This window comes from Flavobacterium aquatile LMG 4008 = ATCC 11947 (assembly GCF_000757385.1).
In the GTDB taxonomy this organism is placed as follows: Bacteria; Bacteroidota; Bacteroidia; order Flavobacteriales; family Flavobacteriaceae; genus Flavobacterium; species Flavobacterium aquatile.
The window spans coordinates 406,583-423,523 of record NZ_JRHH01000001.1; the positions used below are offsets into that span (position 1 = coordinate 406,583).

At 31.5% G+C, this 16,941-nt stretch carries 12 protein-coding genes; 8 read left to right on the plus strand and 4 right to left on the minus strand.

All coding sequences use genetic code 11. From position 1 onward, the window contains the following. The first annotated feature begins 276 nt into the window (after window positions 1–276). Both LG45_RS01815 and LG45_RS01820 read left to right on the plus strand, forming a co-directional pair. Window positions 277–3,696 carry a choice-of-anchor D domain-containing protein gene (locus tag LG45_RS01815; RefSeq protein WP_165570785.1) on the plus strand — a complete coding sequence of 1,140 codons (3,420 nt, stop codon included), beginning with the start codon at window positions 277–279 and terminating at the stop codon, window positions 3,694–3,696. 311 nt (window positions 3,697–4,007) lie between these two features. After that, window positions 4,008–4,382, plus strand: coding sequence for a hypothetical protein (locus LG45_RS01820; RefSeq protein ID WP_035123842.1), 375 nt, complete (start codon window positions 4,008–4,010; stop codon window positions 4,380–4,382). An 82-nt stretch (window positions 4,383–4,464) separates the two neighbouring features. On the opposite strand, the gene LG45_RS01825 is transcribed toward LG45_RS01820, so the two are convergent. Together LG45_RS01825 and LG45_RS01830 are read right to left on the minus strand one after the other, a co-directional pair. Next, window positions 4,465–4,692 (minus strand): hypothetical protein, encoded by a 228-nt coding sequence (locus LG45_RS01825; protein ID WP_035123844.1) that lies wholly within the window; start codon window positions 4,690–4,692, stop codon window positions 4,465–4,467. A gap of 113 nt (window positions 4,693–4,805) precedes the next feature. Then, on the minus strand, window positions 4,806–6,395 hold the full coding sequence (locus LG45_RS01830; RefSeq protein ID WP_035123845.1) for a peptide chain release factor 3: 1,590 nt from the start codon (window positions 6,393–6,395) through the stop codon (window positions 4,806–4,808). Between the two features lie 193 nt (window positions 6,396–6,588). Between LG45_RS01830 and LG45_RS01835 the strand changes: the two genes are divergently transcribed. The 6 genes from LG45_RS01835 (at window position 6,589) to LG45_RS01860 (ending at window position 15,564) form a co-directional block, all read left to right on the plus strand. Beyond that, window positions 6,589–8,550, plus strand: coding sequence for a peptidylprolyl isomerase (locus LG45_RS01835; RefSeq protein ID WP_035123846.1), 1,962 nt, complete (start codon window positions 6,589–6,591; stop codon window positions 8,548–8,550). A gap of 31 nt (window positions 8,551–8,581) precedes the next feature. Further along, the gene (locus tag LG45_RS01840) at window positions 8,582–9,994 is read left to right on the plus strand and encodes a peptidylprolyl isomerase (protein ID WP_035123847.1); all 1,413 of its coding nucleotides are present in this window, start codon (window positions 8,582–8,584) and stop codon (window positions 9,992–9,994) included. A 42-nt stretch (window positions 9,995–10,036) separates the two neighbouring features. Continuing rightward, window positions 10,037–10,990, plus strand: a complete 954-nt coding sequence (locus tag LG45_RS01845; RefSeq protein WP_035123849.1) for an AAA family ATPase — start codon at window positions 10,037–10,039, stop codon at window positions 10,988–10,990. Window positions 10,991–11,111: 121 nt separating this feature from the next. Next, window positions 11,112–11,462, plus strand: coding sequence for a hypothetical protein (locus tag LG45_RS01850; protein WP_035123852.1), 351 nt, complete (start codon window positions 11,112–11,114; stop codon window positions 11,460–11,462). 305 nt (window positions 11,463–11,767) lie between these two features. Then, window positions 11,768–14,029 carry an aconitate hydratase gene (locus LG45_RS01855; protein ID WP_035123854.1) on the plus strand — a complete coding sequence of 754 codons (2,262 nt, stop codon included), beginning with the start codon at window positions 11,768–11,770 and terminating at the stop codon, window positions 14,027–14,029. Window positions 14,030–14,154: 125 nt separating this feature from the next. Continuing rightward, a complete protein-coding gene (locus tag LG45_RS01860) occupies window positions 14,155–15,564 on the plus strand; it encodes an APC family permease (protein WP_035123857.1) in 1,410 nt (469 codons plus the stop codon). A gap of 35 nt (window positions 15,565–15,599) precedes the next feature. On the opposite strand, the gene LG45_RS01865 is transcribed toward LG45_RS01860, so the two are convergent. After that, entirely contained in the window at window positions 15,600–15,968 is a 369-nt protein-coding gene (locus LG45_RS01865; protein WP_035123859.1) for a hypothetical protein, read from the minus strand. Between the two features lie 249 nt (window positions 15,969–16,217). After that, entirely contained in the window at window positions 16,218–16,883 is a 666-nt protein-coding gene (locus tag LG45_RS01870; protein WP_035123861.1) for a hypothetical protein, read from the minus strand. Window positions 16,884–16,941 lie beyond the last annotated feature (58 nt).

A 16,941-nucleotide genomic window follows, 5' to 3' on the forward strand; every position in this document is an offset into this window, starting at 1 on the left:
CTCAAGAAATTGAGGAGTTTTTTATTTTGATACATTTTAGGTAAAAGTGCTTCTTAAAAAATAATAGAGAAAAATTCACGCGTATTTAATCGTTAAAATCCGTCGTTCATCGAAAAACTTTAAAGTTTACAATTTAATAAAGATTGTGTGTTGATTATTAGTGGCTTTACCCTTAATTTTGCTATTAATTGTTGTTTTGTACTAAATTTTAATTAACTAATTATCTCATATGTAGTGCAAAAAGCAAAATATAAAATAGAAATAAATTTAATGTATATGAAAAGATCTTTACGCTTACACAATTATTTAAAAACGTTTTTGTTCCTAGCAATTTTTTGTTTTAATGCTCAGATGAGTTTTGGGCAAGTTAATATAACGCCTATTCGTACAGATGTGGCTGGTTTTTCTGCTTGGACTGATAATGCAGTTGCGGGTTCAACTTACGTTCAATTGTTAACGGCTTCATCCTCAACTATTAGTCCAGCCATGAATTTTGATGGTTTTACTAACGAAACATTAAATTTTAAAGCTAGAACTTTTGGAGGTTCAACAGCAGCTGAAATTATTTTGACGGTATCAATATCAACAGATAACGGTGATAGTTGGACTGTTCTCGGAACAAGAACACCTAGTAATTCAACTTTAAATGATCAAACACCTTTTATTTTAAGCTCCTATAATGGAACTCAAGTTAAAATTAGATTTACTGTTGGTGGAACTTCAAATACAGTAGGAGTTGGAATTGATGATATATCAATTACGGGAAATGTAATTTCTTCGGGTCCAGAAATAAATTTAAAGTACAATACAACTTCTATCTTAGATGGAGCAACTCCAGCATCTATTCCTAACGGCACTGATTATGGGACAGTTGCTACAAATACTGACGTTACAAGAACTTTTACAATTGAAAACACTGGCTCAACTGATTTAGTTCTAACAGCACCATACGTTCAAAAATCATTGTCAACTTCAGTATTTACAATTACACAACCTTCACTAACTACAATACCTACAGGACAATCAACAACTTTTTCTGTTACTTTTAATAGTGCTGTTGCAGGTACTTTTGATGAAGTTATTGAAGTTTTAAGTAATGATAGTGATGAAGCTGTTTATAATTTTGCAATTAAAGCAATTTCTGAGATTCCTGTATCAAATATAATTGTTAAAGGAAATAATATAGTAATAACTGTAGGAGATACTACGCCGTCAGCTCTAGATAATACTGATTTTGGAAGTGCTGCGACTAATTCAAATATAGTTAAAACATTTACAATTGAAAATTCAGGAACTGGAGATTTGATTGTTGATGATATTTTAATGTCCAATGCTCCAACTTCAAGTTATGTTATTGGCGGTATTTCATTTCCATCGACCATAGTATCTAATTCATCAACAACATTCACCGTAACCTTCAATAGTGCATTAGCAGGAACTTTTAATGATTCTGTTTTAATTTCTAATAATGATCCAACAGATTCAACATTTGATTTTGCTGTAACGGCCAAAGCTGCAGTTCTTAATTTTAGCGTTGGTGATATTAGTATTACTGCATTAGCTAATGATGCACCAGATGGTATTTCTTTTGTAAACTGGGTGCCAATTCCTGTTGATGCAGAGTTGTCATTAACTGATAATGCTTGGAATGGCACTTCATTGTTGTTAAACGAAGAGACAATGGTTTGGAAAAATAATACTGGAAATGTAATTCCAGTTGGAACTGTTATTTATATAAATACAGTAACTCCATCTACAGATTTAGGTTCTGTTACAGGTGTATTAAGTGGATTATCAACTTCAAGTGAAAATGTTTTTATTTATGAAGGTTCTGCGGCAAGTCCATTTTTCATCTACGGATTATCAAACTTAAATTGGATAAACTCCGGAACAGTAACAACAAATAATTCCTATTTGCCAACAGCACTAAACGTTGTTAATGGAAATATTGTTACTGGTGATTTTGATAATGTTGAGTACAGCGGTGCTTTGGCGCCAAAGGATGAAAAATCATCATTCTCTGCTTACAAACTTTTAGTAAATAATCCTGCAAATTGGACAAAGAATAATACTCCTTTTGCATTAAACAGTGTTGACTTCGAGTTAGCTGCTGTTTGGGAAACTTCTGCTTGGACTGATGGATTAACACCAACTTCATTATTGAAAACAGTTATAAACGATGTTTACACAACATCAGCAAATAGTGCATTTTCTTCCAAAAAATTGACGGTAACTACAAATGGTAATTTAACAATTAATTCTGGTACAAATATTACAGTTCAAGACGAAGTAATCAATAATGGAACGTTAACGGTTGAAAGTAATGCAAATTTAGTTCAAGTGAATAATGTTGCAAACACTGGAAACATAGCTGTAAAACGCGATACAAATCCATTAATGCGTTTTGATTATGTGATGTGGTCAACACCAGTTGATGGAACGCAAAAACTTTTAGATTTTTCACCATTAACATCTGTTTCACCTACTATCAGATTTTACAATTATGATAGTGCAAATAATGTATACACTTCAGTTTCTTCTCCATCTACAACAGAATTTGTAAATGCTACAGGATATTTAATTCGTTTACCATTTAATCATCCAACCGCACCAGTTGCTTGGACTGGAACTTTCTCAGGTGTGCCAAATAATGGTCCAATCAGTTTAAGTTCATTAACAAGCGGATTATTTTATGCAACCGGAAATCCATATCCATCAACTATTGATGCTGATGATTTTATATTGACAAATGGTTTAACAGATGCTTTGTATTTTTGGAGAAAAACAAATGGAGCATCAGGTTCTGCTTATGCAACTTATACTTTAGCTGGAGGAACTGCTCCATCTCCAGGAACTTTGGCGTCACCGTCAAGTGCAATACCAAACGGAACTATTCAAGTGGGACAAGGCTTTATAGCTAAAGCAACTTCTACTTCGTTAGCATTCGATAATACTATGCGTAGTACTCCAAATAATGACAATCAAACTTTCAAAAGTGCTTCTTCTGAATTACCTACAACTGTTGAAAGAAATAGATTTTGGTTAAATTTATCTGATGCTACCCAGACAATTGGACAAACAATGGTTTCTTATATGACAGGTGCAACTAATGGTTTAGATGCTCAAATTGATGGTAAATATATTAACGATAGCGCTACTGCTTTAACATCATTAATTGAAGGTCAAGAATATGCAATTCAAGGAAAGACTTTACCTTTTACTGCAACTGACGTTGTACCATTAGGATTCAAAACAGAAACTGCTGGAGATTATTCAATTTCAATCTTTGATAAAGACGGTTTGTTTGCAAATAATGGACAGATTATTTACTTAAGAGATAACCTTACAAATAGCATTCAAAACTTAAATTCTGGTGCATACAACTTTACATCACAAGTCGGAGTTTTCAATGGAAGATTTGATGTGATTTATCAAAATGCATTAAGCACAGATGTTGTAGATTTCACATCAAATAATGTTTCTATCTACAATCAAAATAATGTATTAAATATTAATTCTGGAAATAACACAATGAGTACTGTAAAAGTATATGATGTTTTGGGTAGACTTTTAGCTCAAAGTAACAAAATTAACGCTTCACAAACTCAAATTAATATACCAGCAACTAATCAAGCTTTAATAGTGCAAATAACTTCATCTGAAGGAATTGTAGTAGTTAAGAAAGTTGCAAACTAATAGGAATTAATTTTTCAAATTAATAAAGCCATTCTTTTTAGGATGGCTTTTTTCTTTTTAATAGGTTTCGTAAAACAAACCTAATAAATCAAATCAGTTAATAATTGCACTTTGGCATTGTTTTTATTTTATGTAAACTTTATTGCTACGTACAATCAAAGAACTCAACTTAACATTAGATAAACAGTAGATTTAGAAGATTAATGGTAACTTAAAGTTGGTTTAACGATTATTAGGGTGTTTTGTCGAAAATATTTTACACGCTGTTATTTTGGGTGTAGTTTTGACCCAGAAATAACAACAAAAATAAAATGATCACTCAAAACAATACTTCTATCAAATTCACAACCGAAAGCAGAAACAGACTTTTGTTTTTTGTTTTTTTGTTTTTATTGTCAAGTATTGGAATGTTTGGTCAATCAAATGTTGATTCTTTAGAAATTAAAACAACTACAGAAATAATTGTTTCAAAAGAAAATAAAATTACTTCTGTAGAATCTCAAATTGAATTTGTAAGCTGGTTTATGGGAACTAAACAATCTCAAATGATTGATTCAAAATCAAATCAGAATTCATCTAAAGTGGTAACGAAAAAACAAATCTTATTCCTAGGAATCACACCAAATAAAGTTTTATACAGAACTTTTATGAAAAAAGTTAGCAGTCAGAATAGTGCAATTGTATAGATTAGTTAATATATAATTCGGTTAGTTTAAAAATAAAAAATCCTCTCAATTTGAGAGGATTTTTTTATGTGTAAAGTATAAATTATGCCTTTCTACTTCTTTTTTGCATTGTATAAACTGCAAATAATACACCTATTATTAGAAGGTAAATTAGTTTAGAATCTACTGAAGCTGGTTGTGGGTCTGAAGTGTCTTCTAATGGAATTTCTCCTCCACCAGTATCAGTTTCATCATTTGGACCTTGAGCAAAAACAATAAAATCCGATAAAAGGAAAAATCCTAACAAGTATAATTTAAATATCTTTTTCATAAATGAGGTTTAATTAAAGTTCAAATGTAAAATATTTTTTTTACATAAATGTTTTTAAATTGTTATTATTTATGATAATGTGTATTAATTTATCGTTTATTGACATGTTTTTTTTAATTAAACTCAGAAGTAAAGAATAATTTCACGCTTGGATATTTACTTTGTGTCATTTGAATTGTAAAATCGGAATCGGCTAAAAATACCAATTGTCCGTATTTATCATGAGCTAAAAATTTCTGTTTTACTCTTTTAAACTCTTTAAATTCCTCACTTTTTGCATCATCTGGTTTAACCCAACACGCCTTGTGTACTGGGAAATTTTCATAGGTACATTTTGCGCCATATTCGTGCTCCAATCGATATTGAATAACTTCATATTGTAATGCGCCAACTGTTCCAATAACTTTTCTATTATTCATTTCAAGTGTAAAAAGCTGCGCTACGCCTTCATCCATTAATTGATCGACACCTTTTTCAAGTTGTTTTGCTTTCATTGGATCGGCATTATTGATGTATCTAAAATGCTCTGGTGAGAAACTCGGAATTCCTTTAAAATTCATGTTTTCTCCTTCAGTTAATGTATCTCCAATTTTAAAATTTCCAGTATCATGAAGTCCTACAATATCACCTGGATATGAAATATCAACAATTTCTTTCTTTTCTGCAAAAAATGCATTCGGACTAGAAAATTTCAAACTTTTTCCTAATCTAACGTGTAAGTAGGGTTTATTACGTTCAAATGTTCCTGAAACAATTTTAATAAAAGCCAATCTATCACGGTGCTTTGGATCCATATTAGCATGAATTTTAAACACAAATCCAGATAATTTTTCCTCTTCAGGTTTTACTAATCGTGTATCGGAGTCTTTTGGTCGCGGCGTTGGAGCAATTTCAACAAAGCAGTCAAGTAATTCTCTAACACCAAAATTATTCAATGCCGAACCAAAGAAAACTGGTTGTAAGTCACCATTTAAGTATTGTTCTCTATCAAATTTTGGATAAACTTCGTCAATTAATTCTAATTCTTCTCTTAGTTTAGTTGCAGGCTTTTCTTTGATTAATTTCTCCAATTCGGGACTATTAATATCAGAAATTGCTATAGTATCTTCGATGTTTTTTCGGCTATCACCACTAAAAAGATTGATGTTTTGTTCCCAAATGTTATAAATTCCTTGAAAATCATAACCCATTCCAATAGGAAAACTTAGCGGGGTAACATGTAAACCCAATTTTTTCTCTACTTCATCCATTAAATCAAAGGCATCTTTCCCTTCACGATCTAATTTATTAATGAAAACAATTATCGGAATTTTTCGCATTCTACAAACGGCGACCAATTTCTCCGTTTGTTCCTCAACACCTTTTGCAACGTCAATAACCACAATTACACTGTCAACAGCTGTTAATGTTCTAAAAGTGTCTTCGGCAAAATCCTTGTGACCAGGCGTATCTAAAATATTGATTTTTTTGTCCTTATAAATAAACGCAAGAACAGATGTAGCAACCGAAATTCCTCTTTGGCGTTCAATTTCCATAAAGTCACTCGTTGCACCTTTCTTAATTTTATTATTTTTAACTGCACCAGCTTCTTGAATCGCTCCTCCAAAAAGAAGTAATTTTTCTGTTAAAGTGGTCTTTCCAGCATCTGGATGCGAAATGATTCCAAATGTTCTTCGTCGTTGTATTTCTTTTAAAAAACTCATATCTTAATTAATGGACTGCAAAAATACTATTAATTAGCAAAATAACTAATTCAAATAAGCATTCTCTGTAAAGTAAGGCGTTTTATTTGTTAATAAATTTTTGTTAATAGTACATCCTAAACTTGTTTAATAACAACGAATTGTTACTTTTGTTGATTGTAATTACCGAAGATTTTTAATATAATTATAACAGATGAAAAAAGTGTTTTTAGGATTATTGCTAGCATTAAATTTTGTGTCTTATGCGCAAAATAATCCAAAAGAAGTTTTATTTACAATTGATGATAAACCGTATTATACCGACGAGTTTGAAAGAGTTTACAAGAAAAACTTAGATTTGGTTAAGGATGAATCACAAAAAGATTTAAATCAATACTTAGAATTATTTGTAGGTTATAAATTGAAAGTTAACAAAGCCAATAAAATTGGTCTTCAAAATAACGTTCAATACCAAAACGAATTAAGAAGCTACAGAAATCAACTGTCTAAAAATTACACTTCCGATTCTAAAGTTACTTCTGCATTAATTAAAGAAGGTCATGATAGGTTGCAAAAAGAAATTAGAGCTTCTCATATATTGATTATGGTGGATGAAAATGCATCGCCAGAAGATACTTTAATAGCCTACAAACAAGCTCAAGAAATTAGAAATAAAGCTATTGCTGGTCAAGACTTTGGAAAATTAGCTCAAGAATTTTCTCAAGATCCATCAGCTAAAGAAAATCTTGGTGATTTAGGATATTTTTCTAGTTTTAGAATGGTTTATGCTTTTGAAACAGCAGCTTACAATACCCCAAAAGGTCAAATTTCAAAGCCTATCAGAACTCGTTTTGGATACCACATTATTAAAGTTAATGACGTAAGATCGAATAGAGGTGAAGTTGCCGTGGCACACATAATGCTTATGAATAATAAAGAAGGTGCAACGCCACAAAGCATTAAAAGCAATATTAATGATATTTATAAAAAGCTTCAGCAAGGCGAAAGTTTTGAAGAATTAGCAAAACAATTTTCAGAAGATAAATCATCATCTACAAAAGGTGGAGTTTTAAACAAATTTGGATCAGGACAATTGAGTTCACAAGAATTTGAAGATGTTGCCTTTTCTCTAACAAAAGAGAATCCAATTTCGCAACCATTTCAATCGCAGTTTGGATGGCATATTGTTAAGTTAATTGATAAATTTCCTATAAAAGGATTAGAAGATTCGAAAGCCGAATTAGAAAATAAAATCGCAAAAGACGATCGTTCTAGATTGATTACGAATTCATTAACCGAAAAATTAAGAAAAAAATACAAAGTTAAACGTGACGATAAAGTATATGCTTCTGTTTCCAAATTAGTTACAAATGATTTCTACGAAGGGAAATGGGAAACACCAGAAAACACTAAAGATTATAGTACTTCTACATTATTTACTTTAGATAAAAAACCAGTTACTGCAGATCAATTTTTAGTTTTTATCAAATCGCAACAAAAATCTGGAATTGCTACAAAACCAGTTTCTAAATTAGTTGATGTTTTGTATGCCAAATATGTTGATGAACAATTGAATACCTATTATAATAGTAATCTAGAAGATGAGTTTCCAGAATTTGGAGCTGTTGTTGAAGAATATAGAGACGGTTTGCTTTTATTCGATTTAATGGAAAAAGAAATCTGGGAACGTTCTAAAACAGATACATTAGGTTTAAAAGCATTTTATGAAACTCAAAAAGATAAACATAAATGGAAAACTAGACTTGATGTAACTACAGCATCATCAACTAAACAAGATGTTATTAAAAAAGCACTTGCCATGATGAAAAAAGGAAATACAGCAGATGCAATTAAAGGAAAACTAAATACAAAAGACGTTGTAAACGTCATGATTAGTGATGCTTTATTAGAATATGATGCACCAACATTACCAAAAGGAACTAAAGCAGAAGTTGGTTTTTCTGAAATTATAAAACAAGGTGATTATTATTTTGTGACCAATGTTAAAAAAGTACTTCCAGAAGCTAACAAATCATTTGAAGAAGCTAAAGGTAAAATAGTTAACGAATACCAACAATATTTAGAACAAAATTGGGTTAATGAATTGAGAAAAGAATTTCAAGTGAAAATTAACAAAGATGTTTTCGAAAAAGTAAAAAATAAATTAGCAAACTAAACATAGAATTACAAATTATATCAATAAAACAATGAAAATCATCAAATTAAAATATATTTTAACGCTATTATCATTTCTAACTGCTGGATTTTATGCCAATGCACAAGAGATAATTGTAGATTCGGTTAAAGTAAAAGAGAAAGTAGTTCAGTCGGGAAATAGACAAAAAATTGACGGTATTATTGCTACTGTTGGGGATTATATTGTTTTAGATTCAGATATTGATAAGGCATTTCTTGAAATTTCAAGTCAAGGTAACTCTGTAAAAGATATCACAAGATGTCAAATACTTGGTAAACTGCTTGAAGATAAATTATATGCACATCAAGCTATTCAAGATTCCATTGTTGTAAAAGATGAGGAAATTAGAGATAAAATGAGCCAACAATTGGAATACATGGTAGAACAATTGGGTTCAATGGAAAAAGTAGTTAAATATTTTAAAAAGAACAGTGAAGAAGATTTTAGAACAGAATTATTCGACATTTTAAAGCAACAAAGATTAGCTGATGAAATGAGAAGAAAAATTATTGACGAAATTCAAATTAGCCCAGAAGAAACAAGAGTTTTCTATAAATCTATTCCAGAAATGGAACGACCAGTTTTTGGTGCTGAACTTGAAATTGCTCAAATTGTGATTGTTCCAAAAGTCTCTGAAACAGAAAAGCAACGAGTAATTAACAAGCTCAAGGAAATTAAGAAAGAAGTTGAAGATGGAGCAAGTTTTAAAACTAGAGCTGTCATTTACACAGATGATAGAGCTTCAGCGCCAAAAGGTGGAGCTTATACAATTAATAAGAAAACAGGTTTCGTAAAAGAATTTAAAGACGTTGCTTTCTCTATGCAAGAAGGAGAAATCTCTGAGCCATTTGAAACTGAATTTGGTTATCATATCATTTATTTAGAGAAAATTAAAGGTCAAGATTTAGAGTTGAGACATATTTTAATGATGCCAAAAGTATCTGAAGAAGATTTGAGTGAAGCTAGAGGAAAAGCACTTTTACTTAAGAAAAGAATTGAAGATAAAGAAATTACTTTCGCAGATGCAGCACGACAATTTTCTGAAGAAAAAGAAACTAGAGCTAACGGTGGAACATTAATAAATCCAAAAACTCAAGACACTCATTTTGAGTTGACTAAAATGGATCCCGAATTATATGGTCACGTTTCAAATCTAAAAGACAATGAAATCTCTGAGCCAATTCTTGAGGAAGATCCGCGTACGGGTAAAAAAATCAAACTTATCATGGTAACGAATAGAATTAACGAACACGTTGCCGATTATAGTAAAGATTACACTAAAATTAAAGATTTAGCGCTTAAAGAAAAACAAATCAAAGCCATCACAAAATGGACTAATGAGAAAATTAAAGAATCTTACATTAGCATTGGTGACGATTACAAAGGTTGTGAATTTACTAGTGATTGGTTAAAAAAACAATAGTAGAATTATCTCTAAAATTTAATATCTAATATCTAAAATTAAATGTCAGACGTAACAGCGATACAGAATTTAGTTCAAAAAAGAATCGAACTTAAAAAAGAAATTTCAAAGATAATTGTAGGTCAAGATGTAGTTATTGATCAAATTTTATTAAGTATTTTTTCTGGTGGACACGCACTTTTAGTTGGTGTTCCTGGTTTGGCAAAAACATTAATGGTAAATACTATTGCGCAAGCTTTAGGATTAGATTTTAAACGAATTCAGTTCACACCCGATTTGATGCCTTCGGATATTTTAGGAAGTGAAATTTTAAACGAAAACCGAGAATTCAAATTTATAAAAGGACCAATATTTTCAAATATTATCCTTGCCGATGAGATTAACAGAACGCCACCAAAAACGCAAGCTGCATTACTTGAAGCCATGCAAGAACGAGCTGTTACAATTGCTGGTCAAAATTATAAATTAGACTTACCTTACTTTGTTTTAGCAACGCAAAACCCAATTGAGCAAGAAGGAACATATCCGTTGCCAGAAGCACAATTAGACCGTTTTATGTTTGCTATAAAACTAGATTATCCTTCATTTTCTGAAGAAGTTGACGTTGTAAAAAATACAACTTCTGATGCAAAACCAACAATAAATCCACTTTTTACAGCGCAAGAAATTATCGATTTTCAACACTTACTTCGTCGTATTCCTGTTGCCGATAATGTTATTGAATATGCAGTGACTCTAGTTAGTAAAACTCGACCAAACAATCCGCTTTCTAATGAGTACGTAAAAAACTATTTAGATTGGGGTGCAGGTCCAAGAGCTTCACAAAATTTAATTTTGGCAGCCAAAGCTAACGCCGCATTCAACGGGAAATTCTCACCAGATATAGAAGATGTAAAAGCTGTTGCAACCGGAATTCTATGTCACAGAATCATTAAAAATTACAAAGCCGACGCTGAAGGAATTACAGAAGAAATGATTATTGATAAATTATTGTAAAAGATAATTTCAAATATATTTGAAACCTAACTTGTGTTGAACTTGTTAGGTTTTTTTGTTTAAAATTGAATTGATATACTAAAAAAATAATTTATTCGTTAACTAATAAAACAAACTAATCATGAAAAAATACTTACTATTACTTCCAGAATTTTTTATCATTGCATTATCAATTTATTGGTTTTTAGAAAATTATATGAGCTCTGGGCATATCAATTATTTTGCAATAGCTGTTTTTGTAATTGTAGCTCTTCAAATTTTTCTGAAAAATAAAATAGTTGGAATTATGCTGGGTTCCATACTTTTCTTTTTCGGATTATATATGGTTTTGGCCGTTCTATCTGAGTTTACAAAATTTACAACAATTGATTATTCTACTATAAAATTAATATCAGTAGGCTTTTTAATCTGTTTTGTACTAATTTCTTCTTCTATCGGAATGTTTTATAAATCAGTCTCAAAAGCATTTTAGATTTTAATCCTAAATTGTTTTAGTAATTATTGTCCTTATTTTTAACTTGAATGGTCTATTTTACCCTAATTTAGAAACGTTCTTTGGTGCGATTTAGTTTGCTATATTTCGAATATGACAAAAAAAAGTTTTTTAATTAACAATTAATCAAAATTTTCACTAAAATTTGATTTTTATTTAATAATAAGTAGTCATATTAGTGATTTGGCAATAATAATCTTTTGAAACATAGGTTTTATTAAATATTTTTTAATTATCATTAATTTGATTAAATTTGCACTGCAAACAAATAAACCTATTTTATTATGGCTTTTGATATTGAAATGATTAAAAAAGTTTACGGAACAATGGCAGAACGTGTTGATAAAGCTCGTGAGTTGGTTGGTCGTCCGTTAACACTTTCAGAAAAGATTTTATATTCTCACCTATGGGAAGGAGCGCCTTCTCAATCTTTTTCAAGAGGAAAAGATTACGTAGATTTTGCTCCAGATAGAGTTGCTTGCCAAGATGCAACAGCTCAAATGGCATTATTGCAATTTATGCACGCTGGAAAAAAGACAGTAGCTGTTCCAACAACAGTTCACTGCGATCACTTAATTCAGGCTAAAGTAGGAGCAACTACCGATTTAGCTGTAGCAAATTCACAATCAAAAGAAGTTTTTGATTTCCTTTCGTCTGTTTCTAATAAATACGGAATTGGTTTCTGGAAACCAGGTTCGGGAATTATCCACCAAATTGTTTTAGAAAATTATGCATTTCCTGGTGGAATGATGATTGGTACCGATTCTCATACAGTAAATGCTGGTGGTTTAGGTATGCTAGCAATTGGTGTTGGTGGTGCTGATGCTGTTGATGTTATGTCTGGAATGTCTTGGGAATTGAAATTTCCAAAACTTATCGGAGTAAAATTAACTGGTAAATTAAACGGTTGGTCTGCTCCAAAAGACGTAATTCTTAAAGTTGCTGATATTCTTACTGTAAAAGGTGGAACTGGTGCAATTGTAGAATATTTTGGTGAAGGCGCAATAAATATGTCTTGTACAGGTAAAGGAACAATTTGTAACATGGGTGCCGAAATTGGTGCTACAACTTCTACTTTTGGATACGATGACTCAATGAGAAGATATTTAGCTGCAACTGATCGTCAAGATATTGTTGATGCTGCCGATAAAGTTGCAAAATACTTAACAGGTGATGATGAAGTTTATGCTAATCCTGAGCAATATTTTGACCAAGTTATCGAAATTAATTTATCTGAATTAGAACCACACATCAACGGACCTTTTACTCCAGATAGAGGAACGCCAGTTTCTAAAATGAAAGAAGAAGCCGCTAGAAATGGTTGGCCTTTAAAAGTAGAATGGGGTTTAATTGGTTCTTGTACCAACTCATCTTACGAAGATATGGCTCGTGCTGCATCAATTGTAGAACAAGCGGTTGCTCACGGAATTACTCCAAAAGCAGAATTCGGAATCAATCCAGGTTCTGAACAAATTCGTTACACTATTGAAAGAGACGGAATTATAGCAACTTTCGAAAAAATGGGAACTAAAGTATTTACAAATGCTTGCGGACCATGTATCGGACAATGGGATAGAGCTGGAGCTGATAAAGAAGAAAAGAACACAATCGTTCATTCGTTTAACAGAAATTTCTCTAAACGTGCTGATGGAAATCCAAATACTCATGCCTTTGTAACTTCTCCAGAAATGGTAGCGGCTTTAGCAATTTCGGGTGATTTATCGTTCAATCCTATTACAGATACTTTATTGAATGATAATGGTGAAGCTGTAAAATTAAATCCGCCTTCAGGTGATGAACTTCCAAAAAGAGGTTTTGATGTAGAAGATGCAGGTTTTCAAGCTCCAGCAGAAGATGGAAGTGGAGTTCAAATTTTAGTGAGCGAAACTTCAGATCGTTTACAACTTTTAGCGCCATTTGATGCTTGGGATGGGCAAAATATTACAGGTGCGAAATTATTAATTAAAGCGTTTGGAAAATGTACAACTGACCATATTTCTATGGCTGGACCATGGTTGCGTTTCCGCGGACATTTAGATAATATTTCAAATAATATGTTAATTGGAGCCGTAAATGCTTTTAATCAAGAAGCCAATAAAGTTAAAAATCAATTAACTGGAGAATACGCTGCTGTTCCTGCAGTAGCAAGAGCTTATAAAGCTGCTGGAGTTCCTTCAATAGTTGTTGGTGATCAAAATTATGGTGAAGGTTCTTCAAGAGAACACGCCGCAATGGAGCCACGTTTCTTAGGTGTAAAAGCGGTTTTGGTAAAATCATTTGCTCGTATTCACGAAACGAATTTGAAAAAACAAGGTATGTTAGCTTTAACTTTTGCTAACGAAGCAGATTATGACAAAATCAAAGAAGACGATACTATCAATTTCTTAGATTTAAAAGAATTTGCTCCAGGAAAACCGTTATCATTAGAGTTTGTTCACGCTGATGGTTCAAAAGATATTATTTTAGCAAATCATACTTACAACGAAAGCCAAATTGGTTGGTTTGTTGCTGGTTCTGCTTTGAACTTAATTGCTGCTAATGCATAATATTAATTAGTAAATTGTTTTATAAAGAAAACGCTTCAATTTTTTGGAGCGTTTTTTTTATTTCAAATTTATTCAAGCTTTTTTTTATCTTTATCAAAAACTAAACCTAACCAAAATAACCAAGAATGGAAGAAAATAATCAAGAAGAATTTAAAAAAGAACTCGGACTCCTAGACGGAACAATGCTTGTCGTTGGATCGATGATTGGTTCAGGAATATTCATTGTTAGTGCTGATATTGTTCGACAAGTTGGAAGCGCAGGTTGGCTAACTATAATTTGGGTTTTAACTGGATTGATTACTGTTATTGCTGCGGTAAGTTATGGCGAATTAAGTGCCATGTTTCCAAAAGCTGGCGGTCAATATGTTTATCTAAAAGAGTCGTATAATAAATTAATAGCATTTCTTTATGGTTGGAGTTTTTTTGCGGTAATTCAAACCGGAACTATTGCTGCGGTTGGAGTTGCTTTTTCAAAATTTGCAGCCTATTTATTTCCGCCATTAAGTGATGAAAATATTTTATATACTATTGGTTCATTCAATCTTAACGCTGCACAAATTATTTCTATTATTACAATTATTTTTCTAACTTATCTTAATAGTCGTGGTGTAAAAGACAGTAAAATGCTTCAAACCGTACTAACAATTATAAAAATTTTATCGCTAGCCGGATTGATTATTTTCGGATTTTTATTGGCTGCAAAGTCAGAAATTTGGAATGCCAATTGGACTAATGCTTTTGAATTACAATCCTATAACAAAGATTCTAGTTCTTGGTTACCAATTTCAGGTTCTGCAATAATTGCTGCTATTTCTGCGGCTATGGTTGGTTCTGTTTTTTCTAGCGATGCATGGAATGGCGTAACTTTTATTGCTGGCGAAATTAAAAATCCAAAACGTAATGTTGGTTTAAGTTTGTTTCTAGGAACTTTTATTGTGAGTGTTATTTACATTTTAGCAAATATGATGTATTTGGCAGTTGTTCCGTTACAAGATATTGCTTTTGCAAAATCAGATAGAGTAGCGGTTGTAGCTTCTCAAAATATATTTGGCGACAGCGGAACAATTATTATTGCTGTGATGATTATGATTTCGACTTTTGCCTGCAATAACGGATTAATTATGGCCGGAGCGCGAGTTTATTATACTATGGCTAAAGACGGATTATTCTTTAAAAAAGCAGCGACATTAAATTATGCAAGTGTTCCATCTTGGGCTTTATGGGCACAATGTTTTTGGGCATCTGCTTTATGTTTAACCGGGAAATACGGTGATTTATTGGATTTTGTTGTAATCATTGTCTTGATTTTTTACATCTTAACCATCTACGGAATTTTCATACTTCGTAAAAAAAGACCAGATGCCGAACGTCCGTACAAAGCATTTGGATATCCATTTCTTCCTGCGTTGTATATTATAATTGCAACAGCATTAAGCATCGGATTAATAATTACAAAATTCTCAACATGCGGTTGGGGTGTTTTAATAATGCTTACTGGAATTCCGATTTATTATTTGATGGGTTCTAAAGAATAAAAAAATGCTCCAACTAATAATTGGAGCATTTTTTTTTAAGTTTTTTTGTAAACCTCGGTTAGACCATTCTTCCATTTTATGGTTTCGTAATAAAAGTTTATAGAAGTTAATTTACCTTTTTTAGTGATGAAACATTTTCCAGTTACACACGCATCATTTGCTGTTATGTTAATTGTATCACCAGTTTTTATTGTGTTGTTTTTAAAGTAATCGTATACTTTTTGAGCAACTTCATCTTTTATAACCTTTTTAGAATTGTAAGTGCTAACGATTACGGTTTCAGATTTGTGCTTTATAATAAGTTCCATTCCGTTATAACCGTATTTATAGGTGCTCACTTGTGGCTCTTGTTGTGAAAATAGAAGTTGCGTCGCTAATAGCAACATTAATAAAGAGATACGCATTTGTAGGTGTAGTTTGGGATACTAATTTAAAACGCTAAAAATAGTAAAATATTGGAAACAGATGCCAAATTGTTAATAAAAAGTAATAGCTTTAGTTAAATTTATAGTGAAAAACATGATATGGGCTAATTTGTTATTGACATAATTGATTTTAATATTATTGTAATTACTTTTTATTGATTAATCTGCAAAAAAAAATCTGATTCAAATTAATGAATCAGATTTATTAGATTTTTTTTAAATTAAAAACTACCTTACTTGATGAATCGTAAAATAGCAATCTTCTTTACTGCCTAGAATATTCAAACTGCCCAAAGTACTTATAACATTAAAAGTTATAGCATCTCCCGGTGCTAAACTTATAAGTGTTCGAGAAGACCGCACTGGTGGCGTTGCATTGATTGATAATATTCCGATGTTAGCAAAGGAATCTCTTGTTATTACTGTTCCGTTTTTTACAATGGCAACGCCAAAATCTAATGCCACTCCAATTGCAGAAGTAGATTTAATATGAATATCTATCGAATAAATTCCGCCTTGAGTAGCTGTGAACGTTGAGTTGCTTGTGTTAAATTCGTTATTTGAATCAAATTCGATGTAATCAAATGGAATTTTCTTTGCTCCAGATGAAAGCGTTAAACTAACGTCACTTGAACTTGTAAATGATCCTTTTATACACGTTTTAAAATAGCTTTGGATGACTTTTTGCGAAGATATTCGCATTACGTTACCTAGATTGTTAGTGACTAAGATAGAATCTTTAGCTGCAGTTTCGTTACTAGTTGCGGTACTGCTTCGAACTCTTAAATTGCCGTTTATGTCTAAACTAGCTGTTGGAGCTGTTGTTTCAATTCCAACTTGACTGAAAATTGGAGTTAAGTAAAAAATGAAATAGAGTAGGTAAATTTTTTTCATTATTGTGGGTTTAAGTTTGACTACCTAAATTTAAATAAATTTGAATAATTACTCTATA